Consider the following 23169-nt stretch of genomic DNA (forward strand, 5'->3'; position numbering starts at 1 on the left):
CCATCATTGAAAGGTTCACGAGCGACCCGCTCGGAGCGATCCGCTCTCGTCGTGAGCGCCTCCCCACGCCCACGACATGCGCCTTTCCAGGAGCACGCGCATGCATGTCCCCGATGGCTTCATCAATGCGCCCGTTTCCGTCGCCGCCGGTGCCGTGGCCGTCGGCGCGGTCGCCGTCAGCCTGCGCGGCGCACGGCGTGAGCTGGACGAACGCACGGCACCGCTCGCCGGACTCGTCGCGGCCTTCATCTTCGCCGTGCAGATGCTCAACTTCCCCGTGGCGGCCGGGACCAGCGGCCACCTGCTCGGCGGCGCGCTGGCCGCGATACTCGTGGGCCCCTATACGGGGGTCCTGTGCGTCTCCGTCGTCCTGCTCATGCAGGGCCTGCTCTTCGCCGACGGCGGCCTGACCGCGCTCGGCGTGAACATCACGGTGATGGCGGTCGTGACGACGGTCGTGGCGTACGCGATCTTCCGCGGCCTGGCGAAGGTGCTGCCGCGCGGCCGCCGCTCGGTGACCGCCGCCGCGTTCGCGGCCGCGCTCGTCTCCGTACCGGCCGCGGCCGCCGTCTTCACCCTCATCTACGCCGTCGGCGGCACCACGGACGTGCCGCTCGGCAAGGTCGCCACGGCCATGATCGGCGTACACGTCCTGATCGGCATCGGCGAGGCCGCCATCACGGCGCTCACGGTCGGCGCGGTCGTCGCCGTCCGCCCGGACCTGGTGCACGGCGCGCGGGGGCTGACCGCGCCGCTCAAGCTGCGGGTGGGCGGTGAGTTGGTGGACGCGCCCGCCGCGCCCGCTCCTGTCAGTCAGGCCCCCGCCGCCGCGGCCCGCTCGCACCGCAGGCTGTGGGCCGCGGGCCTGGTCACCTCCCTCGTCCTCGCGGGCTTCGTCTCCTTCTACGCGTCCCAGGAGCCCGACGGCCTGGAGAAGGTCGCCCACGACAAGGGCTTCGACAAGGGCGAGAAGGAGCACGACGCCGCCGACTCGCCGCTCGCGGACTACGGCGTGAAGGACATCACCGACGCTCGCCTGTCCGGCGGTCTCGCGGGCGTCATCGGCGTCGGCGTGACGGCGGTCGCGGGCAGTGCGGTGTTCTGGGCGGTACGGCGGCGGCGCGACGGGGACAGCGGCCCCGCGTCGACGGCCACAGGCGCCACGGACGCTACAAGCGCCACGGACGCCCCACCGGCACCGACCACCTCCGCGGCCAAGCCCGCGGAGAACGCCTGACATGGGTGCGGGTCACGCCCACCGCCTCTACCGCCACGGCCGTTCCCCGGTGCACGCCCTGCCCCCGCACACCAAACTCACCGCCGTGTTCTGCTTCGTCGTCGTGGTGGTGTCCACGCCGCGCGAGGCGATGTGGGCGTTCGCCGCGTACGCGCTGCTGCTCGCGTCGGTGGCGTACGCGGCCCGCGTACCGCCGCTGTTCTGGCTGAAGCGGCTCCTCATCGAGGTCCCGTTCGTGGCGTTCGCGGTGCTCCTGCCGTTCGTGGCGGAGGGCGAGCGGACCGAGGTGCTCGGGATGCAGCTGAGCGTGCACGGCCTGTGGGGCGCGTGGAACGTCCTGGCCAAGGGCACGCTGGGCGTCGCCGCGTCCGTCCTGCTCGCCGCCACCACCGACCTGCGCGAACTGCTCCTGGGTCTGCAGCGGTTGAGGCTGCCGCCGCTCCTCGTACAGATCGCGTCCTTCATGATCCGGTACGGGGACGTCGTCACGGACGAGATGCGGCGCATGAAGATCGCGCGCGAGTCCCGCGGCTTCGAGGCGCGCGGCGTGCGCCACTGGGGCGTGCTCGCCAAGTCGGCGGGCGCGCTGTTCATCCGCTCCTACGAACGGGGTGAGCGCGTGCACCTCGCGATGGTCAGCCGGGGCTACGCGGGGTCGATGCCGGTCATCGACGAGGTGACGGCGTCCCGAGCCCAGTGGACGTACGCCCTGGCCCTGCCCCTCTCCGCCCTCGCCGTCTGCCTGTTGGGATGGACCCTGTGACCCCCGTGACACCCGCCTCTCTGGAAGTCGCCGGCCTCGCCTACGCCTACCCCGACGGCCATCAGGCCCTGTTCGGCGTGGACCTGCGCATCGACCGCGGCGAACGCGTCGCGCTGCTCGGGCCCAACGGCGCGGGCAAGACCACTCTCGTCCTGCACCTGAACGGCATCCTCACCGCGGGCGCCGGGACGGTCACGATCGCCGGACTGCCCGTCGGAAAGCGGCACATGGCGGAGATCCGCCGCAAGGTCGGCATCGTCTTCCAGGACCCGGACGACCAGCTCTTCATGCCGACGGTGCGCGAGGACGTGGCGTTCGGCCCGGCGGCGGCCGGGATGCGCGGGCCCGAGCTGGAGGCGCGGGTGCACAAGGCGCTCGGCCAGGTGGGGATGGCGGAGTACGCGGACCGCCCCCCGCACCACCTCTCCTTCGGGCAGCGACGACGGGTCGCGGTCGCGACGGTCCTGGCGATGGAACCGGAGATCCTGGTCCTGGACGAACCGTCCTCGAACCTCGACCCGGCCTCGCGCCGCGAACTGGCCGACATCCTGCGCTCGTTGGACGTCACCGTCCTCATGGTCACCCACGACCTGCCGTACGCCCTCGAACTCTGCCCGCGCGCGCTCGTCCTCAGCGAGGGCGTGATCGCGGCGGACGGCCCCACCGGCGAACTCCTCGCGGACGAGAACCTGATGAGCAGCCACCGCCTTGAGCTGCCGTTCGGCTTCGATCCGAAGTCGGTGCGGGGCGCGGCGTAGTGGAATCTTCGGTGGCGGGTGGCTGTTGTGCGGTACATGAACGCTGACGTGGAGGCGGCCGAGCAGGTGGCCGCGGAGGTCGTGCACGGAACTGTGGCCGACGGGTTCGAGGCGGTGCGGGACGCCTTCGTACGGAACTTCACCGCGCTGGGCGAGCGGGGCGCCGGGGTCGTGGTGTACCGGGACGGGCGGCCGGTGGTGGATCTGTGGGGCGGCGCACGGGACTTCGACGGGACCGAGGCGTCCGGCACCGACGGCACCGCCCCGGCCGCGCCCTGGGAGCGTGGCACCGCGCAGGTCGTGCGCTCGGCGACCAAGGGTGTCGCCGCGGCCGTCCTGCTCCTCCTCCACCAGCGCGGCGAGCTCGACCTGGACGCTCCGGTCGGCGCGTACTGGCCGGAGTTCAAGGCGCGCGGCAAGGACCGGGTCCTCGTACGCCACGTCCTCGCGCACCGCGCCGGGGTGCCCGCGCTCGACCGCCCGCTGACGCCCGAGCAGGCCCTCGACCCCGACGTGGCCGCCGCCGCGGTCGCCGCGCAGACGCCCTTCTGGGAGCCGGGGACGGACCACGGCTACCACGCGCACACGTACGGCTGGCTGACCGGGGAGCTGGTGCGGCGCGTCACCGGGCGCTCCATACGGGACGTCGTTGCCGAGGAGATCGCCGGGCCGCTCGGCCTCGATCTGTGGGTCGGGCTGCCTGCCGCGGAGGCGGGGCGGGTGGGGCGGCTCGGGCGGCTCGAAGCCCCCGCCGCCTCCGTCGGCCTTCGTACCCGGCCCAAGCCGGAGGTCTCCGCGGCCTACCGGGATCCGGACTCGCTCACCCGGCGGGCCTTCGACGTGGTGTCCCCGTTCCCTGATGAGAACTCGGCCGCCTACCACTCGGCCGTGCTGCCCGCCTCCAGCGGTATCGCCACGGCCGGGGCGCTCGCCCGCTTCTACGCCGCCCTGATCGGCGAAGTCGACGGCGGTGCACGGCTGTTCGCCCCCTCCACCCTCGCCCTAGCCCGCACCGAGGCGTCCGCAGGCCCCGACCGCGTCCTGGTCGTGGCCACCCGCCTCGGCCTCGGCTACATGCTCCACGGCCCCGCGTCCCCCCTCCTCGCCCCCACCTCCTTCGGCCACCCCGGCCGGGGCGGCACCCTCGCCTTCGCCGACCCGGAGACGGGGCTGGCCTTCGGCTATGTCACGAACGGGATGGGGAAGGGGGTTACTGCGGACGTGCGGGCGCAGGGGTTGGTACGGGCGCTCCGGGGCGCGGTCGCCTGACGCCACGGGGGCTCCGCCCCCGGACCCCCGCTCCTCAAACGCCGGAGGGGCTGTCTTCCCCACCCACCCGCCCTTACTACCTGTCGGAAACAGCCAGCTCGGCGGAATTTCAGCCCGTCGAGGGGGTCCCCCTGCTCTTTAAGAGCTTGGGGGAGTTTGAGGACGAGCCGCGAAGCGGCGATCGGCAGGGACTGTCCCACCCGAACGGGACACCCACCCCTGGGGGTCCGGGGGCGGAGCCCCCGGTTTCGGGAAGGGGCGCCCGCGCGCGGAGCGCGCTAATGGACGCAGCGGGGAAAGCCCCGCAGGGACTCAACCCGCGTGCAGCATCAGGCCGATCCCCGCCACCATCACCCCGGCCGCGACGATCCGCGACAACCCGAACCGCTCCTTGAAGAACACCGCCCCGATCCCGGCCCCCACGATGATCGAGGACTCACGGAGCGCGGAGATCGGAGCGAGCTCGGCCCGCGTCTGGGCCCAGAGGACGAGCCCGTACGCCGCGACGGAGAGCGCCGCACCGAGCAGCCCGACGAAGGCGAACGGCCGCAGCCGGGAGCCGAGTTCGCCCCGCCACCGCCACGCGGCATACGCGGGCACGGCCAGCCCTTCGAGCACCATCAGCCAGGCGATGTAGCCGATGGACGAGCCGGAGGCCCGCACCCCGAGCCCGTCCACGACGGTGTACGCGGCGATGGAGACACCGGTGGCGAGCGCGGCCCCGATCGCCGCCCAGTCGGGCCGCCGCCCGGACCCCCGGATGCCCCAGAGGGCGAGCCCGGTGAGCCCGGCCGAGCAGACGGCGACACCCGCGGCCTGCCATCCGCCGGGCACCTCACCGGCGAACACGGCGGCGAGCAGGGTCACGACGAGCGGGGCGCTGCCGCGGGCGATGGGGTAGGCCTGCCCGAAGTCGCCGAGCCGGAACGACTTCATGAGCAGCGCCATGTAGGCGACGTGCAGGACGGCGGAGAGGAGGAGGTAGGGCCAGGCACCGGCGGCGGGAAACGGGGCGAAGGGGGCCATGGCGAGGCCGATGAGGGTGCCGCCGCCGGCTATGAGGGTGAAGCCGACGAGCTTGTCGGTGATGTGGTGGGCGATCGCGTTCCAGCTCGCGTGGGTGACGGCGGCGAGCAGCACGGCACCCGCGACCAGCGGGGTCACTGAGCGGGTCCGGCGCCCTCGCGCACGTCGGTGAGCGTGGCGCCCGCGTGGGCGATGAGGTCCTTCGGGGCCATCGGGAAGACGGTGTACGGGGTGCCGGCCGCGGCCCACACCACGGAGTGGTCGAGCAGTGACCGGTCGGCGAGGACGCGGGTGCGGGTGGCGTGCCCGAAGGGCGGAACCCCGCCGATCGCGTACCCGGTGGCCTCGCGCACGACGTCCGCCTTGGCCCGAGTCACCTTCTCCACACCCAGCTCCCGCCGGACGAGCTCGACGTCGACGCGGGAGGCACCGTCCATCAGGACGAGTACAGGCACCCCGTCCGCCGCGAAGATCAGCGACTTGCAGATCTGACTGAGCTCGCAGCCGATCGCGGCGGCCGCCTCGGCGGCGGTGCGGGTCCCGTCCGGGAAGCGGCGGATTTGGGCGGGGAGTTCGTCGAGGCCCAGGTCGCACAGGGCCTCGACGAAGCGCGGGTTGGCGCCGGGGGCGCCCGCTGCGTTGTCCGAAGTGCTCATGCGTTGCACGCTAGCTGTACGTGCGTATGCCACGCGACCATGAATTGTGCCCGGAACCGGGGCTAGGCCCGGGGGCTGCCGCCCCCGGACCCCCGCCATCGCCGCTTCGCGGCTCGTCCTCAAACTCCCCCAAGCTCTTAAAGAGCAGGGGGGACCCCCTCGACGGGCTGAAATACCCCCGCCGGTCAGCGCAGCATCGCCCTCACCACCGGCCCCGCCGAATCCCCCCCATGCCCCCCGGCCTGCACCACCGCCGCCGCGGCCACATCCCCGCGGTACGCCGTGAACCAGCCGTTGGGCTTCTTCTGGCCGTCGACCTCCGCGGAGCCGGTCTTCGCGCCGGAGTCGGAGCCCAGGCCCGCCATGGGCTTGGCGGCGGTGCCGGCCACGCCCGTGTAGTGCATGAGGTCCCGCAGCGCCGCCGCGGTCTTGCCGGACATCTTGCGCGGCGCCTTCGCCAGCGCGCGGTCGTCCAGGTCGGGCGAGACCAGGTACGGCTGCCGGAACGTCCCGGACTTCACGGTGGCCGCGACCGACGCCATGTTGAGCGGGTTCATCCGCACCCCGCCCTGGCCGATGAGCGAGGCCGCCATCTGCGCGTGCGACTGCACCGGCACCGCGCCGTCGAACGACGCGACGCCGATGGACCAGTTGTCGCGGCCGAGGCCGAACACGTCCTGGGTCTGCTTCGTCAGGTCGTCGTTCTTCAGCTTCTTGGCCTGGGTGATGAAGGCCGTGTTGCAGGACCGCGCGAAGCTCGCCCGGAACGTACCGCCCTTGATCTGGAACTTGTCGTCGTTCTGGAACTTCCAGCCGCCGTACGTCTCGTACTTCGGGCAGGGGTGCTTCTTGTCGACGCCCGCCAGGTTCTTCTCCAGGAGCATCGAGGAGGTGATGACCTTCATCGTCGAGCCGGGCGCGAGCGAGCCCTGGAGGGCCGTGTTGAAGCCGCCGGGGCTGGAGTTGGCGACGGCCAGGATCTCGCCGGTGGACGGCTTGACCACGACGACCGAGGCCTGCTTCCGCTTCGCCGTCTCCTTCTCCGCCCTGGCCTGCGTGCGCGCGCTGATCGTCGTCTTCAGCGTGCCCGGGGTGCCGGGGGAGAGGGCCAGGAGCGTCTTGTCGGGGGCGTCCTTCGCGTCGCCCTTCTTCGCCGTTGAATCCTTGGCGTCCGCATCCTTGGCGTCGGCAGCCGACTTCGCGTCCGCGCGCACCACGCGCAGCTCCACGCCCGCCTTGCCGCCCGCCTTCTTGCCGTACTTCTCGCGCAGCCCGTCCAGGACCGTGCCGAGCGAGGGGTACTTGGCGGCCGTCAGCGCGCCCCCGTCCCGGTCCACGGCCCTGATCGGCGGGTCGCCCGCCTCGCCCGTGACCAGGCGGTCGCCGGGCCGCAGTTCGGGGTGGACGACGGACGGCGCCCAGGACACCAGCGTCCGGCCGTCCGAGGCGCGGCGTACCACGGTCAGCGCGGAGTCGTACGCGTACGGCTTGGTTTTTCCCTCGAACGAGACCTTGGCCGCCGCCTTGAACGGTACTTTCGCGCTCTTGCGGGCGCCGGGCTTGCCGGGCGTCAGCCGCACCTCGGCGATCCGCGCCTCCTCGGCGTACGCGGTGAGCGCCGCGCGGGCCTGCTTCCGGTCGTCCGTCAGCGCGGCCGCCGCGGCCACGTCGCCCTTCTCCCACGCGGCGAGGAACGCCCGTGCGGTGGTGCGTACTTCGGCGGCCGTCGGCGGGCCCGTGGCCACCGACTTCCCGTCGGACTTCCCGCCGCCGCCCGCGCCGTCCCCGACGACCGCGTACGCGGCGACCCCCACGCCGCACACGATCGCCACCGCCGCGCCGCCGAGCACGCCCGGGTGCACCTTCTTGCGCTCGGTCGCCCGTCTCCTGTTACCCACGAATCCTCCGCTGTTCCCCTCGGCCCCCGCCGCACCTGCCTCACCGCCAGGCCCAACCTAGCGGCACCCGCACACCCCTTTGACCACGGCATCGCCCGCCCGGGCGACCCGTCGGCCGGGTTCTCACCCGCCCTTCACTCACGTGCTACTCAGGTTCGCCTTGGTGTCCGTGCCGGTGTCTCGGCCGACCTGCATTTCCGGCTGGGGGTCCGGGGGTCGTCCCCCGGGAAGATGCAGTACCCGCCCTTCACCCGCGCTTCATCCGCCCGCGCGCAGCACCGCCGCCACGATCGGCCCGGCGGTGTCGCCGCCGTGCCCGCCCTCCTGCGCCATCGCGGCCACCGCCGTGTCCCCGCGGTAGCCCGCGAACCAGCTGTTGGGCCTCTTCTGGCCGTCGACCTCCGCCGATCCCGTCTTCGCCCCGATGTCGCCGCCGAGCCCCGCCATGGCTTTCGCGCCCGTCCCCGCGATCGCCGTGCGCCGCATCATCTGCCGCAGTTGGGCGACCGTGTCCGGCGACAGGCCGCGCGCGGTGGCCAGTTGGCCGTCGATGAGCTTCTTCGGTACGAGGACGGGCTGGCGGAAGTCGCCCGTCATGGCCGTCGCCGTCACCGACGCCAGGGTCAGCGGGTTGAGCTGCACCTGACCCTGGCCGATGGCGTTGGCGGCGCGGTCGGGTCCGCCGGAGGCGGGCACCGAGCCGTCCGACGACGTGATGCCGGTCCGCCAATTGTCCCGGCCCAGACCGAAGTTGGTCTCCGCCTCCTCGGTCAGCGACGCGTCCGTGAGCGGCTCCTCGTCGACCAGCTTCACGAACGCCGTGTTGCAGGAGCGCGCGAAGCTGTCCGCGAGCGTGGCGCCCTCGTTCGGCGCCATGCCCTTCAGGTTGTGGAAGGTCTGGCTCTGCCAGGTCGCCTCCGGGGTGCAGGGCGCGGGCCCGGACGCCTTCGTGACGCCGTTGTCGATGAGCATGGCCGCCGTCACGATCTTCATCGTCGAGCCGGGCGCCAGCTTGCCCTCGAAGGCCGCGTTGAACCCGTCCGCGCGGTGGTTGGCGACCGCGAGCACCTCGCCGCTGCTCGGCCTGACCGCGACCACCGACGACTCGGGGTGCCGGGCCACCGCGTCCTCCGCGGCCCGCTGCGCCGCCGCGCTCAGCGTCGTCGGCAGCTTCCCGGGCCGCCCCTTCGTGAGCGTCAGCAAGGTCTTCGAGCCCGCCGCCTCGTCGGCACGCCGCACGTACAGCTCGATGCCCGGCTTCCCGCCCGCCTGCTCGCCGTACTTCGAGCGGAGCTGGTCCAGGACGGGCGCGAGCGACGGGTACTTCTTGCCGGTCAGGACGGTGCCGTGCCGGTCGACGGCCTCGATCGGCGGGGCCGCCGCCTCGCCCGTCTCCAGGCTGTCGCCGCGCCGCAGCCCGGGGTGCACCACGGACGCCCGCCAGTCGACCAGGGCCCGCCCGGTGGTGGCGCCGCGTACGACCTCGAAGGCGGAGGCGTACCGCAGCGGCTTGCTCTTCCCCTCGTACGCGACCGTCGCGCGCACCGTGAACGGCACCCGCGTCCCGCTGATCCGCCCCTGCGTCAGCTCGACCTTTCTGATGTGCGCGTCCTCGCGGTACCCGGTCAGGGCCTCGGCGGCGGCCGCCGCGTTGTCGGTGTACGCCGCCGCGCCGTCCGCGTCGCCCTTCGCCCACGCCGCGAGGAACTCCCGCGCCGTCTCCCGGACTTCGTCCCGCGACGGCGGACCGCTCTTGCGTGCCGCGGAGCCGGACGACGAACCGCCGTCACCGTTCACCGCGTCGACGACGTTGTACGCGCCATATCCGGCGCCCCCCATCATGACGGCGAACACCCCGCCGACAAGAGCGGCTTTCGCTCCCTTGCGCATCAAGCGCTCCCTCCCCAGGAATGCCACAACCTTATGGGCGCCCGTGGGAGCAAAGGGCCGGACGGGTCGGCTGTTATCCGAAGGTGTCCGTTTATCGCGTTCAGACCCAGGTATCGAGCCACATTCTGGAACGCCAGGAATCGATCGGGATCGCCTGGCCGGTATAGATCGGCCAGAAATAAATGATATTCCGAGCGATCGGGGCCATTGCGGCCCCGACCTGCCCGGGAACCCTGCGACGCGGGCTGCTGCCCCCTATCTGGGCCGCCTCTGGGCCGTGATCTTGGGAACAAGCAGCGCGTTGTCGACCGCTTTCCGGGTCCTCCCCTCGCTGCTCGGCATCAGGTGCGTGTACGTCCTGAGCGTGAATCCAGGGTCGGAGTGTCCGAGGTACTGGCTCAGCGCACGGATGTTCTCGCCAGCGTCCAGGAGGACGGACGCGTAGAAGTGCCTGAGCGCGTGCATGCCGTCCTCGCGCGCCGCCGCGTACCGCTCGCCCTCCTCAGGCTCTGGGATGACGCCAGCGACGGCGAGGGCGGGTTTCCACATGAAGTCGTTGAAGTAGCTCACGCGGACGTGCAGCCCCTCGTTCCCGCTGTACAGCAGCCGCTTGGTCACGAGGGGCCCGTCAGGCGTGCGCCACGGCAGCGTGACCGTGATGGGCGGGAACTGCTCCGAGTGGGCGCGCAGAGCACGGCCCACTGTCCTCGGGAGCGGCGTGCTGCGTTCCTTGCCGCCCTTGGGCGGCGCGAACACGTACTTCCCACGAATGCGCTTGAGCTGGTGCGTGACGTGCACCCACCCGTCGTCGTAGTCGAGTTCGTCCTCCGACAGTCCGAAGATCTCCCCTTGGCGCAGACCGCATCCCGCTCCAGGGTCCACGGTGGCCTGGAACCGCTTGGGCAGCGCCGACCGCACGTCAAGGACCCGAGCGGCTGTCCACGGTACGACGCGCGGCTTGGCGGGCTTTGGCAGGCGGACGGTGCGGGCACGGCATGGGTTCTTCGGCAGGAGCCCGTCCTCCACGGCTGCATGCAGCGCCGCCGACACCGTGCCGACGATGACGCGGCGGCTCGACTCGGCCGGCACGGTGCCTTCAAGCGCGCTGATCCAGTCCCGGATGTGCTCGGGCTTGAAAGACCCGATGGGACGCGTGCCGATGTGCGGGTATGCGTGCAGCCTCAGCCGACGCTCCGCAGCTTCGCGGCTGTTGACCTCGCCCGTGTGGGCGTTGACCCACTTCTCGGCGTACTGCTGGAAGGTGGTGCGTGCTGTCCTGGGGTCGATGTACTGGCCGCGCGACATGTCGGCCTCGATGTTGCTCAACCACCGCTCCGCGAGGCGCTTCTGTCCGTCGCGGAAGCTCTTGGACTTCTCCGAGCCGTCGGGACCGACGTAGCGGGCGCGGTAGCGCAGACCGCTGCCGTGACGGTCGGACTTGACCTTGCGGGGCTTGCCGTTGGTGTCGGTCTCGGTCTTGTACCAGCGGTCTTGGATGTGGCCTGCCACGAGGAGGCGTTCCCTTCACGAAGCACGGCAGGGAGAGCCGCGCGGGGCGGCTCTCCCTGCCGTGCTGAGGTGTGTTCGGTTATGCGGCGGCGTCGGCCGCCATGCGCTCCTGTTTCCAGCTCTGGACGTCGGCGGGGTCGTAGCGGATGTGCTTGCCGACGCGGAAGCCAGGCGGGCCGGTGCGCTTCTTGCGCCACTGGTAGACGGTCTCCTTGGGCACCTCGAACATGTCGGCGATGTCGTCGGGGGTGAGGTACCGGTCGGGCAGTCCGCCGCGGAGGGTGGCGCGGGGGTCGGGTTGAGCGGAACGGGTTCGGCTCATGGGGTCCTCGGAAGTCGAGTCATGTTGCGTTCGGAGGCTTCTCGGGGCGCGCGTGTCCGAAGTGCGGATTTCTGCGTCACCGCGTCACCTGCGTCATGCTCGTCTCTGACCTGTGGGTTTCGGGTGACGCAGAGGCTCGGGGGTGCGTCACCGGTGACGCAGGCTGTCCGTCACGGGTGACGCAGGTGACGCGGCGTGACGCAGAGGTCGGCCGTCTGCGTCACGGCCGTATGCGCAGGTCGCCGGGCGTTTTCCGGGCGCCCATGACGCAGGTGACGCAGCGTTCCCCACTTAGGAAAAGGAAGGGGGGTGTCTGTGGTGGTGCGGTGCTGCTTAGGACGTGAAGAAGGAGCCGCTTCGCGGCGCGTCATCGCAGGGCGGCTTCGCCGCCGAACTGCAAGAGGAGCACGGCGCACCCGGGGTGCTCTTCTTGCCGTTGCTGTTCGGCGGCGATGCCGGTCAGAACGCCTGTTGTTCGTGCAGGGTCGTGGCGGGCGAGCGGGTCATTTCGATGTAGCGGCCCTCTCTGGTGCGGCCGGAGTCGATGAGGACTCCCCGGGCGGCAAGCGTGGGCTGGAGGCGCTTGAGGCGGTCGGAGAGGACCTTTCCCGTGGTCGGCCACCCCTTGGGCAGGGGACGCAGTTCGTCACCGCTGTAGAGAACGCTGAGGCAGTGCAGCCACTCGGTGGACGTCATCCGCTCCCCTGCGCCCGGCACCATGGTGTCGGCGTGCTTGAGGGCGGTCTGCGCGAGGAGGTCGCCCTCGATGACGTCGTCGTTGAGGTCGTCCAGGCAGGTCCGGTAGGCGCTGAGTGCTCCGAGGCCGGTGGCCGCGTCGAGCTGCGCGCACAGGTGCGCGAAGTCCGCCATCCGCAGATCGGTGGGAGTCTCCGCCTCGGCTGCACGGACCTTGACCGTGAGGTCCAGGAGAGACCCGAGAACGACGGGCAGCACCTCTGCGTACTCCGCCCACAACTCTGCCTCGGTGCGCCGGACGCCGGGCCGTTCCAGGCGCAGCGGCAGGAGCCGTTCGGCGAGGTCGGGCCGGATGACGCCGACGTCGATGCCTGTCAGGAGCAGGGGGCGGCGGTAGCAGGCGCGGAAGACGTCCCCGTCGGTGAACAGGGCGCGCTTGACGCTCTCGGCGCCGGTGACGATGCAGCACATGGCATCGGACAGGTCCGGGGTCATGTGGGAGAGGTTGTCCAGGGCGGTGACCCATCCGGCCGCGACCGCAGCGATCAGGTTCTCCTCGTCCTTGGGCGCGCGGCGCAGGTCCCCGCTCATGCCCTCGATGATGCGCACGAGCATGCGGCCCCCGGTGGACTTGCCCGCGCCCTGCGGCCCGGTGAGGAAGGGGGCGGGGACGGGCACGGACGGCCCGAGGCAGCCGATCAGCCAGGCGATGGCCAGGCACTCGGTTTCCGCGTTGGCGAAGTTGCACAGCCTCAGAAGAAGGTCGATGCCCTTGCCGTTGGTGTCCTTGGCCGGCAGGGGCAGTTCCCCGGTGAGCTGGGTGCGCCGCCAGCACACCTCGCGCGGGTCGGGAATGGCGATGTCCCAGCCGGTGGGGTTGATGCGCACCGACTGTCCGTCGTTGCGGCCCAGGTCCAGCCAGGTGGCTCCGTCGAAGCCGGGGGCGACGCGGATGTGGACGGCCTGTGTGTCCTCGTACAGGGCGAGTGCTTCGATCAAGTCCAGCGCTTCCTTGAGGGCGGTGCCGTTGAACACGCCGCGGCCGTCCCTGTACAGGCCGACCATGAGTTCCTGGCGGTGGCTGCCTGTGGTGCCCTGGGAGCGGATCGGGCGGGCCACGGGGTGGCCGTTCTTCTGCGCGTACACGGTCCCATCCGCGGTGCGGAAGTACCGGAAGTGCTCCTGCGCGTAGTCGGTGATGACCTCGCGGGCAGGGTTCTTCTCATCATCCGGCATGGTCACAACCCCAACCTGGTCCGGGCGTTGGTCCACGCGTCGGTGCAGTGCCGCAGGGATTCGCCCCTGGCCTGCGCGGCGGTGAACAGCCGTCCGACGTGGGCGTCGGTGAGGCAGCCGCACCGGCCGTGCGTGGACAGCACGGCGAGGAACGTGCGGTACACGGTGGCGTGCACCGCGCTGCGCGCCTCGGTGATGCGCTGCTCGGCCATGGCGATGCCGCGGTCAAGGTAGGCGGGCGTGCGGTGGCGGCATGCCCCGCCCCCGGCCGGTGCGGGCACGGCGATGGCCTGCGGCGCGGGCCGGACCGTGGCGGGCTTCTTCACGGCCAGCGTGCGCACGACATCCGGCAGCGCGGTCAGGGGGCCGGTACCGGGGCCGAGCCAGCGGGCGTAGGCCATCGTGGACTTGATGTCCACGCCGGGCCGGACCGCGTTGGCGGAGGGCATCGGCCCGAGGTAGATCCAGTGCTCGCCACGGGTGGTGGGCACGGTCTGTGTGGCGGGCAGGTTCTCGCGGGCCCACGTGATCGCGTCGGCGTTGTCCAGGTCCACCACCGTGAGCCCGGCCCCGCCCGGGTGGTAGGCGACCGCGCCCGCCCGCGTCCATGCGCGGCGCCAGACACTGGAGTTGATGACGTCCGGGTTGGTGGTCGCGGCGGCCCACCCGTGGCAGGGGCCGGGGCAGGTGCAGGGGCCCGGACTCTTCATGTTCGGCCGTCCACCGCACGTGTTGTCGGTGCAGCGGCGGCAGTTGCCGAACGGCACCTTCCCGGCCCGCAACGGCAGCACGGGCACGCCAGAGGCTGCCAGGGCGAGAGCAGCACGCAGGTGCTCTCCCCGAATGTCGGTCGGTTGCGTCATGCTGGGAGACCTCCACAGCTCTGTTGTGGGCAGGTGGACAAGGGCGGCCCCGGTTCTTGGCGGAATGGAGGGCCGCCCTTGGCGTAGCTAGAAGGGCGGTTCGTCGCTGTAGCCACCGGGCGGCGGGGTGCGCAGCGTCCGGCGCGGCAGGGGCAACAGGGGCAGGCACCATGCCGTCCAGCAGGGGCAGAACTCGTAGCCGGTGCCCTCGTACTCGCCGGTCTCGGGGTGGCCGTAGTCGTAGGTGATGCCGCCCGCGCCCTGGCAATCAGGGCAGTCGGGGCGTGGTGTGTCGGTCAAGGCCAGCGCCCGGCGGGGGCAGCCGACAACCTTGAGGCGAAGTCGGATCATGAGTGCGGGTCCTCCTGTCAGCGCTTGGAGTTGAGGAGCCTGATGCTGATGCCACCGATGCCGATGGGTCCTGCGGCGGCGCCGATGGCGGCGGCGGTGTGGGTGGCGACGTCCAGCAGTGCGAGGAAGGCGACCACCAGGCCCATGCCGCCGATGCCGCCCGCGGTGACGACGGCGACGCCGATGAAGTAGATGCGGGCCGTGCGGCGCGGGGGCGCGGGCATGGGCTGCACGAGGATGATCGGCTGGCCGGTCTCCTGCGCGCGTCGGTAGGTGTCGGCGGGGATGTGCGGGGCGAGGATCCCCGGGGTGGCCGGGGGCGGTTCGCGGTGGCGCATGGGCGTCTCCTACCGGTCGGAGATGGTGTCGGCCACGGACTGAATCGAGTCGCTGATGTCGGGCCCGGCGTCGGTGGAGGCGAGCAGGAACCCGAAGAGCGCGGCGATGGCGGCGCCGACGACGGCGACCTTGCGGTAGTACACGAGCAGCGCGAGGACTACGCCGATGAGCAGGACCAGGGAGATGGTCACGGCCACGTCGGAACTCCTTTCGGGGCAGCGGGGTTGGGGTCAGCGGGTGCCGTCGCGGTAGGTGCGGGCCCACAGGTTGTAGAGGTGGCGGCCGATGCGGATGCGCTTGCCGGTGGCGTGGCAGCGGCGGCAGTCCTTGCCGCGCTTGGCGCGGCCCTTGCGGTCGTGCTTGATGTCGTGGCCCATGCCGCGGCACTTGCGGCAGTCGCCGAACGGGCTGCCCGCGCACCGCAGCGCGTAACCGAGAGTGATGGCGAGTAGGCAGGCGCTAGCAAGGAGGGTGAGGGTCATGGGATGCCTTCCAGGCGGGGTTTCCGGCGTTGTCGCAGGTGGTCTGCTAGGTGCGAGATCGCAGATGGATGCCGGTTTGAGGTGCTAGAGGGGCTGCTAGACCTAGCAGCGGCGGCTGCTAGGTCTAGCAGCGGTGCGCGTCAGCCTCCGGACCGTTTGGAGTCACGCAGGGTGATGGCTTGGGTGATGTCGGCGCGGGCAATGCCGCGTCGGGTGGTGCCCTTGCCCTTGTCGGTGCTGCCCCATACGTCCTGCGCGCTGATGCCGTGCGGCTTGAGGTTGGAGGTGACCGTCTCGGCCCTCCAGCCGCCGTAGACCTCCGGGCGCAGGCTGGCCAGGCGCGCGGCGACCTTCTCGTTCCACACCTTGTCCTCATCTGCCGCAACGACCTTGAGGATGTCAGCCAGCAGATCGAAGGCAGCCTCACCGCTCTCGGGCTGTTGGCCGATGGCGTGGCCGGTGACGTTGCCGTACTCCTCGCGCATCTGGCGGGCACGGGCAACGACCTTCTCGGCGCCGACCGCGTCGACGAACGCCGAGGCGACGATGCGCGGGTCATCGCCCTCACCGGCCATCCAGCAGATGCCGCGGTCGGTGCGGGAGAACATCGTGGCCCGGTATCCAGCCCTGTACATCGAGGTGCCCAGCACCATGTCGTTGGCGGGCTGACCCATGACCTTCAGGCAGAACCGCAGCACCGCATTCGCGCTGATGCCCGTGGGCAGCGACTTCGCGTCCGGCCGCTGCGTACCGAACAGCATCGTCATCCCCAGGGCCGGACCGCGCTTGCCCAGGTCGGTGGCGATTTCCTCGATCTCCGCACCGTACTTCTCGTGCTCGAAGGGGACTTGGCACTCATCGAACCCGGCGACGATCGGGTGCAGCCCGAGCGACTTGTCGTTCGCCAGTTCCGGGGTGACCTTCGACTCCGGGCAGCGCGAGCGCGGCAGGGACTTGATGACCTTCGCCCGCCTGCGCAGCTCGGTGCGAAGCTCCCGCAGCGATTCCAGGACGTAGAGGATGTCTTCGTCTTCGTCGCCTGCGCGGTAGCGGTGGCAGACCGGTTCCAGGGCGCCGAAGTCGCCGGTGCCCTTGAAGTCGAAGGCGTGCACCTCGGCCCGCGGGTCCAGGGCTGCGATGAGCAGGAACAGGCGCATCAGGAACGTCTTGCCCATGCGCGGGATGGAGCCGACGACCACGGAGGCGAACATCAAGGTCACCGACACGTCGCCCATGCGCTGGTCGTTGCCGAACACGACGGGCTGGAACAGGTCGACGCTGCCGGACTTCAGCAGTGGCCAGGCGGGCTTGGTGGTCTCGTTCATGGGCTTGTCGCCCACCCACAGGATCAGCCGTCCCTCATGCTCGCTCGGGTCGGCGGAGGGCCACACGCAGCCGACCTTGCGCCGCAGTCCGGAGGCGAGCGGTTTGCGGGCCTCCATGATGTCCTCCGGGGTCACACCCCAGGGGAGGTCCAGGTCGGCGCGGTAGCCGGGCCCGTCGCGGGTGATCTCGGAGGTGAAGCGCATGCCGTTCATGTCGCCGCCCTTCTTGATGGCGGCCGTCAGCTTCGGGTTGCCAATGTTGTCCAGTGCCCGCAGCACGATCGATCCTGTCAGCTTTTGGATCTCGGTCTTCAGCACGGCGGGACCGATGACGGGCTGGTCCTTGGGCGCACCCCAGAACCCGACGACCAGCACCGCAGCCGACGCGAGCACGGCGAGCCAGCCGGGGGCCATGACGTACATGGTCAGCGCGAACGCGGCACCGAAGACGACGCCGATGGTCGTGATGAACGCCCGCAGGCGAACACGGCGGTCGCGTTGGCGCGACAGCTTCAGATACTCGGCCGTGTTCTCCTTGAACACCTCGTAGGCGCGCAGCGGAGCCGCCTCCGCATCCCACACCCACCGGTTGGTCTCGCGCACCAGACGCGCCGCTCCCCGGGGGGCGTACAGCGCGAGCCGGTAGGCGTACCAGGGGGTGCGGATGCCGTGGAAGACGGTCGCGTAGAAGGTGTTGCCGGCCGCGCGCTGGATGGTGGAGACGAACCCCGGCTTCGAGGTGAGCCAACTGGGCAGGATCGGCTTGCGCTTGAAGGTGGTGATGCCCGGCGCAGGCAGGTCAGGCGAGTCGACCGGCCGCGGCCGCGGCGTCTCCTCCTCGTCGTCCTCCGCCAGCGGCGCGGCGGGAACAGTCTCCTCAGCCGCGGCCGGAGCCGGTGCCGGAGCGGGGGTGAGGGCAGGTCGTTTGGTGGTGATGTCGAAGACCTCGGCGTCAGGACGCTCAGGCTCTTCGCTCGGGCCAGTGACATGGACATCAGACACGATGGGTCTGCTCCCTCATCGAGTGGGGTTGGAAGGGGTCCGGACGGCGCTATGGCAGGCCGACCGTCCGGACCCCGCTGAGCGAAGTCGTGCCAGATCAGACGGTGTGCTGTTGCAGTGCGACGTGCGTGACGAGCTCTGGCGGGCGGTTCACCGCCAGATGGAGCGCTTCTTGGGCTTGGCCTGCGCCGGACCGTCCAAGCCGAGCAGGGCGTAGGGGAACGCGTCGCGCTCGATGTGGACGCCCCACCGGATGTAGTGCCAGTGGAACGGGAACGCGGCAGCGCCCAACTCCATGAGCGCGACGGCGCGGTGGTGCCCGTCGCTGACGTACACGTCCGGGTACTTCTCGTGCACGCACAGCAGGATGGGCTTGAGCAGTCCCCGCTTGGCGATCGACTGCTTCAGCTCGTCGACCTTCGCCCGGTCCTTGGGGCGGCGGGCGAAGCGCTCGTGAGCGTCGCGCCACTTACGGTATTCGGTGGGGCGGATCTGCTGGTCGTTCAGCAGCGCCGTGCTCATCAGTCCCTGGTACGTCTTCATCACTTGCCTCCGGTACTGGTCGGGGCGGTGTGGGTGTGGGCGTCGTGGCAGAGCAGGCACATGCCGAGCGAGACCGGCAGGCAGTAGCTGTAGGCGACCCCGCAGGCCGGGCAGGTGCGGCGGGCGAGCATCGCCAGTGCGAGCGCGCCCCACTTGCGCGAGGTCATCGGCCGCACCGGCAGCGCCCTGTCCACGCGGTAGAGGTAGGCCACCGCCACGCCGCTCTTGCGGCCGCGCGAGCAGCGCATGAGCTGGGCCGCTATCGGCTGACCGCCCGGACGCAGCCCCCGCGCTCGGAGCTGACGGCGCGTGGCCAAGCCGTTGGGGGCGAACTTCCACGGGTAGGTGGGGATGCCGTAGCGGGCCCCGGAGGGGTCGAAGCACTCGGCATAAGCGGTGGGCATCAGACCACCGCCCCGGCACGCTCCGCACGCAGCGTCTCGCGCAGCATGCGGGCCTTGGCGGGCGCAGTGCGCACGGCCTTGCGGATCGCTTCGGCCGTCAGCTCCTCATCCGACCAACCGGCCGTCGCCGCACGGGCTTCGGCAAGCAGATCGGCGCGCGTGCGCTTGGGGCGCGGCGATCGGGCAACCTCGGGAACCCGACCGGTCGCCCGACGCGGCCGGGCCGACTCAGCCGCCACCGAACGCGCCTCGATCGCCGCAGCGCCCGGGCCAACCGACGGAGTCGGGGCGGGGGCCACGGGCTTGAGGGGCAGGGTCGACTTCAAGAAGCCGACCGCCACCGGACGCGGCAACGCCACAGGGTTCGTGGTGATCGGCTCGGGGGCCGATACCGGCAGGTCAGCCGTAGACCGATTACTGATGGTCTCGGTAGATTCCTCCGCATTTTCGGTCAGGGTGGAGGGCGGGGTGGTGGTGTTGAACATCGAGGCGAGTGCGGCGTCCGCGCCTTCGGTGATCCGGTCGCGCTGGACATCGAGCAGCCTCGATCCCAGTGCCGCATCCCCGATGCCGACCTTGCGGGCCAGACGCCACGATGTGCGCTCCGACCGCTTCCTGACCCGGCCGCTGGGGTGCTGCGCGGCGCGGGCGCGGTGGTAGGCGAGGGCCTGGACGATGTCGGCGGTGCGGCGCTCGTGCTCCGCATCGCCGCCGTCAGTGTGGACGACGATGCGCCGGGCGAGGAACGCCATGCCCTCCGCCGACACAGACATGCCCATCGGCGTCAACGCGTAGATCACCGTGCGGCCTGCGTCCGGCGCAGCCATGGCGCCCATGACCGCAGCGGCGGCCGGCAGCGCCCACAGTCCAGCCCGCACGATGCGCGGGGAGGACTGTCCGAGCATGGTCAGCCCGAGCAGCACCAGGGCGAGCACGGCGGTGGCGCCCTCGCCCGCGGCGAGCGCACCGAGCGCGGTGCCCTGTCCGTAGGCGTGCCCGATGTTGCTGTAGGTGCCGATCCCGCCGAACACGCCCGTGGCCAGCATCGGCACGAACGCGGCCGACAGCACACCGGCCTGAACCCGGGTCAGCGACGTACGGGCGCTCATGCCGCACCCCCCAGCGTCAGCAGCGTTGCGATGATGAGCAGGACCCCACCGGCGCAGGTCAGGTCGACCGCGCGGCGCAGGCAGGTGAACTTGGCGACCGCCAGCCGCGACAGCCCGGCAATGTCAGCAGCGAGATCGTTCGACATCGCCGTGGGGATCTCCTCGGGCGTGAGCGTGGCCCACAGCGTGAAGCCGTGCCTGCCGCGCAGGTTCGGCCGCGTGGAACGCAACAGCAGACCCGCCGCCGCGACCAGCAGCCCCATCCCGAGCGCTCCCGCCACGCAGGCGGGAAGGTTCAGAGGCAGGGCGCGGGCGACCGTCCAGGCGCCCGCGAACACCGCGCCGACGAACGCCAGCAACAGGCCCGTCTTGGTGTCCGTCCGCGTGATCTCCGCCTTCACCTCAGCGTGCGCGGCCATCAGGTTCCGGTCGGGGGCGCTCACGCGGCACCGCCCGGAAGGCTCACAGCGGTGGTGCGGTTGGTGAGAGCGATCCGCGCGGCGAGCGCCCGGCGACGGGCCCGGCGGATACGCCGCTCGTCCAGCTCGGACGGCGTGCGATCAAGCGTGGCGATGTGCGCGTCCAGCAGGTCGACGTCGGCGAGGATCACGGGCATCTCCCGCTCGATCGCGGCCAGTTCCGCGCCGGTCGGTTCGATCCAGTCGGCGAACGCGGTAACAGCGTCCTGAACAGTGACGATGTGGTTCATGGGTCGTGTTCTCCCTAGCAGGTGGAACGGCCCGAACAGCGCCCCCGGAGGGCCAACTCCGGGGGCGCGCGCCGTTGAGGTGAGGGGAAGGGTCAGGCGTAGATGTGCTGGGCACCGGCCACGCGCAGCGCGGTGTGCGCCTGGCGGGCCCGCAGACCCGCCGCGTCCAGCTCGTCGGCCGGGACGTCGCCGACGGCCATCGCCGCGTCAACCGCTTCCTGAGCGACCGCCAGAAGCTCGCTGTTGCGCGTGGTCATGAACAGCGTGTCCATCGCGCTGGTGACCGCCGAACGGGCCGCGTAGCGGGCCTGTCGCGTCTCGGCGGTGTCGGCCACGCCTTCCCGGCGGGCCACGATTTTCAGATACTGCTGTTCACGGTGGCGGACCAGCGCGGACAGCAGCGCCGGTATGGCGTCGGCCAGCGCCGTACGGCGCTCTTCGAGCGTCGCCGTACGGGCGGCGCGGATGGCGGTCAGGTGCTGCATGAACCCGGCGACGACCGCGCCCGCCAGAGTGCCGAATACCGCGATCAGCGTTGCAGTCATGAGGACTCCCACGAGTCGAAGGAAGATGGTCCGGCTCCCCTCGGCGCTGCTCGTACGAGACGAGCAGCGGAGGCAACCGGCCGCAGCGCACGAACGCTGCGGAGGTGTCGAAATGCGCTGTGCCGCGCACGGGACAGGACCCGTACGCGCCCGCCCGCTTGCTGCGAGGTGGGGCGGGATTCCCTCACGACCCATCGACCGCCCGTGTACAGGCAGCTGGGTCGGCACGCTGTTGAGTTCTCAAGGCACGGTCAGCGCGGGGCCCGTTGGCGTGCGACCGAAGCCGCCTTCCAGCCGAGCGATCCCGCCTGCATGTCATTGTTCTAGCACTGCTGATACAACCAGCACAAGAGGTTGTGCTGTTCGTGCTGCTTGATCTAGGTCAGAGAGGGTTAGCATCGAGGCATGACGCCAACTGCTGACGACGCGCGACGGGTGAACGAGCAGATCGCCGAGACCCTGCGAGAGGAAATCAGGACCGGCAAGGTGAAGGCGGGCGACAAGCTGCCGTCGGTGCGGGCGATCGCGGAGCGCTTCGGAGTCGCCGCGGGGACGGCGACGAAGGCCCTCCAACTCCTCACGAAATGGGGCCTGGTGACCCCGGACTCAACGCGCGGCTACTTCGTGAGCGCCCAAGCTTCGGATGCCCGAGAAGTGCCGTCTCCCAGCCCAGAGTTCACCGCGATCATGAGGGAGATCGAATTGGTGCGTGAGTGCCTGGGGCGTCTCGATGAACGCCTTCGCCGGTTGGAGGGGGCGGAGGGGAAGAGCTGAAGGTGTCCGCTAAGCGTTGTGCCCTCTCAGCGAGCGCGCCCACTTCCGCGGAGAGCTCCGCAAGAGCCACCATCACTTGGTGCCGTTCATCAGCCGTCAGAGACATAGCTGTGCCTCCTTGCCGCCGCCGTGGATGTCTCGGTCTCGACACCCACGACGCTATGGCCAGGCCCTGAAGCGACCCCGGAAAAACCTTCCGGGGTCCTCATCCGAACCGAGGTGACGCTGAAGTCATGCGAGGAATGACGCAGCAACTGACGATCGGCGAGCGTGTGGCTTGGTACCGCCACCGCCGCGGAATCTCCCAGGAAGTGCTGGCAGGACTGGTCGTCCGTACGCCGGACTGGCTCGGCAAGGTCGAGAACAACCGTATCCAGTTGGACCGGCTCTCAGTGATCCGCGCACTGGCTCACGCACTGGACGTGTCCATCGGAGACCTCATCGGCGAACCGACCCTGCTGGAGTGGTCGAACGAGAGCGGCCGACGGACGGTCCCCGCCCTGCGCGAAGCGCTCATGGACTACCGCCAGTTGACGCCACTCCTGAGCGCGCCCACCGATGGTGAGCCACCGACTCTGGCGAACCTGCGATCCGACGTGAGTGAGGTCTGGGATGCCTACCAGGGCTCGCGATTCGGCTTCGCCACGCGGCAGTTGCCGCTCATCCTGTCGGACGCTCTGCTCGCGGTGCGTACGTACACGGGCGAGGAGCGAGAAGAGGCGAACGCGCTGCTTGCTCTGACGTACCAGGGTGCGGCCATGGTGCTCGGCAAGCTGGGGGAGAGCGAGCTTGCCTGGATGGCGGCGGACCGCGGGCTTGCCGCCGCGCAGCAGAGCGGTAACAACGTCATCATTGGGTCGCTCTTCCGGTCCGTGACGCACTGCCTGCTGTCCACCGGCCGGTACGAGTCTGCCGTCCAACTCGTGAGCGATGCGGCAGGGTTCCTAGAGACAGAACTCGGAGCGGCTTCGCCCTCGTACCTGTCCGTCTACGGGACCTTGTTCCTCACCGGCGCGATGGCTGCCGCTCGCGCAGAGGATCGCGCGACGGCACATGCCTACCTGCGTGAGGCGGAGACGGCGGCAACACGCCTGGGAGCGGACGCCAACCACATGTGGACCGCCTTCGGGCCCACCAACGTCGCGATCCACAAGGTGGCTACCGCTGGCGAGCTCGGAGACTTCCAGATCGCTTCGGAACTTGGGCCGCAGGTCGATACGAGCGGCCTTCCCATCGAGCGGCGCGTGAGGCATGATCTCGAAGTAGCGCGAGCACTCACCGCCCGGAACCGCACGGACGAAGCGCTCGCTGTAGTGCTCGAAGCTGAGCAGATGGCTCCGGAGCAGGTCAGGCACCACTACATGAGCCGTGAACTCGTACTCGGCTGGGTCCGCGGTACTCGTGGGCGACCGAGCCGGCCCGTGGCTGACCTGGCCGAGCGGCTGCGCGTGGTGTGAGCTGGT

Annotated in this window: 25 protein-coding genes; 6 read left to right on the plus strand and 19 right to left on the minus strand. The window is 70.7% G+C overall.

Translation table 11 applies throughout. The annotated features are described in order from the left end of the window. Nucleotides 1-100: 100 nt before the first annotated feature. Genes AC0KTA_RS21950 through AC0KTA_RS21965 form a run of 4 tightly spaced genes read left to right on the plus strand, consistent with a single transcriptional unit; the run spans nt 101 to nt 4027 of the window. Nucleotides 101-1237 carry an energy-coupling factor ABC transporter permease gene (locus tag AC0KTA_RS21950; protein ID WP_481049926.1) on the plus strand — a complete coding sequence of 379 codons (1137 nt, stop codon included), beginning with the start codon at nt 101-103 and terminating at the stop codon, nt 1235-1237. 1 nt (nt 1238) lies between these two features. After that, nucleotides 1239-2000: a cobalt ECF transporter T component CbiQ gene (gene cbiQ / locus AC0KTA_RS21955; RefSeq protein WP_481049927.1), complete on the plus strand. Its 762-nt coding sequence runs from the start codon at nt 1239-1241 to the stop codon at nt 1998-2000. Next, nucleotides 1988-2758: an energy-coupling factor ABC transporter ATP-binding protein gene (locus tag AC0KTA_RS21960; protein WP_481049928.1), complete on the plus strand. Its 771-nt coding sequence runs from the start codon at nt 1988-1990 to the stop codon at nt 2756-2758. The genes cbiQ and AC0KTA_RS21960 overlap by 13 nt, the downstream gene beginning before the upstream one ends. 36 nt (nt 2759-2794) lie before the next feature. Next, nucleotides 2795-4027 (plus strand): serine hydrolase domain-containing protein, encoded by a 1233-nt coding sequence (locus AC0KTA_RS21965; protein WP_481049929.1) that lies wholly within the window; start codon nt 2795-2797, stop codon nt 4025-4027. A gap of 312 nt (nt 4028-4339) precedes the next feature. Here AC0KTA_RS21965 and AC0KTA_RS21970 read toward each other — a convergent pair whose 3' ends face one another. From AC0KTA_RS21970 to AC0KTA_RS22060, 19 genes are all read right to left on the minus strand, one after another. After that, nucleotides 4340-5191, minus strand: a complete 852-nt coding sequence (locus tag AC0KTA_RS21970) for an EamA family transporter (protein WP_481049930.1) — start codon at nt 5189-5191, stop codon at nt 4340-4342. Continuing rightward, nucleotides 5188-5709 carry a YbaK/EbsC family protein gene (locus AC0KTA_RS21975; RefSeq protein WP_481049931.1) on the minus strand — a complete coding sequence of 174 codons (522 nt, stop codon included), beginning with the start codon at nt 5707-5709 and terminating at the stop codon, nt 5188-5190. Before AC0KTA_RS21975 ends, AC0KTA_RS21970 begins: the two co-directional genes overlap by 4 nt. A gap of 185 nt (nt 5710-5894) precedes the next feature. Beyond that, complete coding sequence (locus AC0KTA_RS21980; RefSeq protein ID WP_481049932.1) at nt 5895-7607, minus strand: penicillin-binding transpeptidase domain-containing protein; 1713 nt, start codon at nt 7605-7607, stop codon at nt 5895-5897. Between the two features lie 258 nt (nt 7608-7865). Continuing rightward, nucleotides 7866-9497, minus strand: coding sequence for a penicillin-binding transpeptidase domain-containing protein (locus tag AC0KTA_RS21985; RefSeq protein ID WP_481049933.1), 1632 nt, complete (start codon nt 9495-9497; stop codon nt 7866-7868). 255 nt (nt 9498-9752) lie between these two features. Continuing rightward, nucleotides 9753-11006 (minus strand): tyrosine-type recombinase/integrase, encoded by a 1254-nt coding sequence (locus AC0KTA_RS21990; RefSeq protein ID WP_481049934.1) that lies wholly within the window; start codon nt 11004-11006, stop codon nt 9753-9755. Between the two features lie 79 nt (nt 11007-11085). Continuing rightward, a complete protein-coding gene (locus tag AC0KTA_RS21995) occupies nt 11086-11328 on the minus strand; it encodes a helix-turn-helix domain-containing protein (RefSeq protein WP_481049935.1) in 243 nt (80 codons plus the stop codon). Nucleotides 11329-11787: 459 nt separating this feature from the next. Continuing rightward, the gene (locus AC0KTA_RS22000) at nt 11788-13260 is read right to left on the minus strand and encodes an ATP-binding protein (protein WP_481049936.1); all 1473 of its coding nucleotides are present in this window, start codon (nt 13258-13260) and stop codon (nt 11788-11790) included. A 2-nt stretch (nt 13261-13262) separates the two neighbouring features. Further along, nucleotides 13263-14123 carry a bifunctional DNA primase/polymerase gene (locus tag AC0KTA_RS22005; protein WP_481049937.1) on the minus strand — a complete coding sequence of 287 codons (861 nt, stop codon included), beginning with the start codon at nt 14121-14123 and terminating at the stop codon, nt 13263-13265. Nucleotides 14124-14210: 87 nt separating this feature from the next. Further along, the gene (locus AC0KTA_RS22010) at nt 14211-14474 is read right to left on the minus strand and encodes a hypothetical protein (RefSeq protein WP_481049938.1); all 264 of its coding nucleotides are present in this window, start codon (nt 14472-14474) and stop codon (nt 14211-14213) included. A gap of 17 nt (nt 14475-14491) precedes the next feature. After that, nucleotides 14492-14812, minus strand: coding sequence for a hypothetical protein (locus AC0KTA_RS22015; protein ID WP_481049939.1), 321 nt, complete (start codon nt 14810-14812; stop codon nt 14492-14494). A 9-nt stretch (nt 14813-14821) separates the two neighbouring features. After that, on the minus strand, nt 14822-15010 hold the full coding sequence (locus AC0KTA_RS22020; RefSeq protein WP_481049940.1) for a hypothetical protein: 189 nt from the start codon (nt 15008-15010) through the stop codon (nt 14822-14824). A 33-nt stretch (nt 15011-15043) separates the two neighbouring features. Next, nucleotides 15044-15295, minus strand: coding sequence for a hypothetical protein (locus tag AC0KTA_RS22025; RefSeq protein ID WP_481049941.1), 252 nt, complete (start codon nt 15293-15295; stop codon nt 15044-15046). A gap of 140 nt (nt 15296-15435) precedes the next feature. Beyond that, nucleotides 15436-17622, minus strand: coding sequence for a cell division protein FtsK (locus AC0KTA_RS22030; RefSeq protein ID WP_481049942.1), 2187 nt, complete (start codon nt 17620-17622; stop codon nt 15436-15438). A gap of 150 nt (nt 17623-17772) precedes the next feature. Beyond that, entirely contained in the window at nt 17773-18165 is a 393-nt protein-coding gene (locus AC0KTA_RS22035) for a ParB/RepB/Spo0J family partition protein (protein WP_481049943.1), read from the minus strand. After that, the gene (locus AC0KTA_RS22040; protein WP_481049944.1) at nt 18165-18569 is read right to left on the minus strand and encodes an RRQRL motif-containing zinc-binding protein; all 405 of its coding nucleotides are present in this window, start codon (nt 18567-18569) and stop codon (nt 18165-18167) included. Before AC0KTA_RS22040 ends, AC0KTA_RS22035 begins: the two co-directional genes overlap by 1 nt. Further along, the gene (locus AC0KTA_RS22045; protein WP_481049945.1) at nt 18569-19678 is read right to left on the minus strand and encodes a conjugal transfer protein; all 1110 of its coding nucleotides are present in this window, start codon (nt 19676-19678) and stop codon (nt 18569-18571) included. The genes AC0KTA_RS22040 and AC0KTA_RS22045 overlap by 1 nt, the downstream gene beginning before the upstream one ends. Next, the gene (locus tag AC0KTA_RS22050; protein ID WP_481049946.1) at nt 19675-20121 is read right to left on the minus strand and encodes a Pycsar system effector family protein; all 447 of its coding nucleotides are present in this window, start codon (nt 20119-20121) and stop codon (nt 19675-19677) included. The genes AC0KTA_RS22045 and AC0KTA_RS22050 overlap by 4 nt, the downstream gene beginning before the upstream one ends. Continuing rightward, on the minus strand, nt 20118-20387 hold the full coding sequence (locus tag AC0KTA_RS22055; RefSeq protein WP_481049947.1) for a DUF6284 family protein: 270 nt from the start codon (nt 20385-20387) through the stop codon (nt 20118-20120). The genes AC0KTA_RS22050 and AC0KTA_RS22055 overlap by 4 nt, the downstream gene beginning before the upstream one ends. Before the next feature lie 92 nt (nt 20388-20479). Then, complete coding sequence (locus tag AC0KTA_RS22060; protein ID WP_481049948.1) at nt 20480-20932, minus strand: hypothetical protein; 453 nt, start codon at nt 20930-20932, stop codon at nt 20480-20482. Between the two features lie 405 nt (nt 20933-21337). On the opposite strand from AC0KTA_RS22060, the gene AC0KTA_RS22065 reads away from it, so the two are divergent. After that, a complete protein-coding gene (locus AC0KTA_RS22065) occupies nt 21338-21706 on the plus strand; it encodes a GntR family transcriptional regulator (RefSeq protein WP_481049949.1) in 369 nt (122 codons plus the stop codon). A gap of 233 nt (nt 21707-21939) precedes the next feature. After that, nucleotides 21940-23163, plus strand: coding sequence for a helix-turn-helix domain-containing protein (locus AC0KTA_RS22070; protein ID WP_481049950.1), 1224 nt, complete (start codon nt 21940-21942; stop codon nt 23161-23163). Nucleotides 23164-23169 lie beyond the last annotated feature (6 nt).

The sequence above is a fragment of the Streptomyces sp. Y309 genome, from assembly GCF_056712025.1.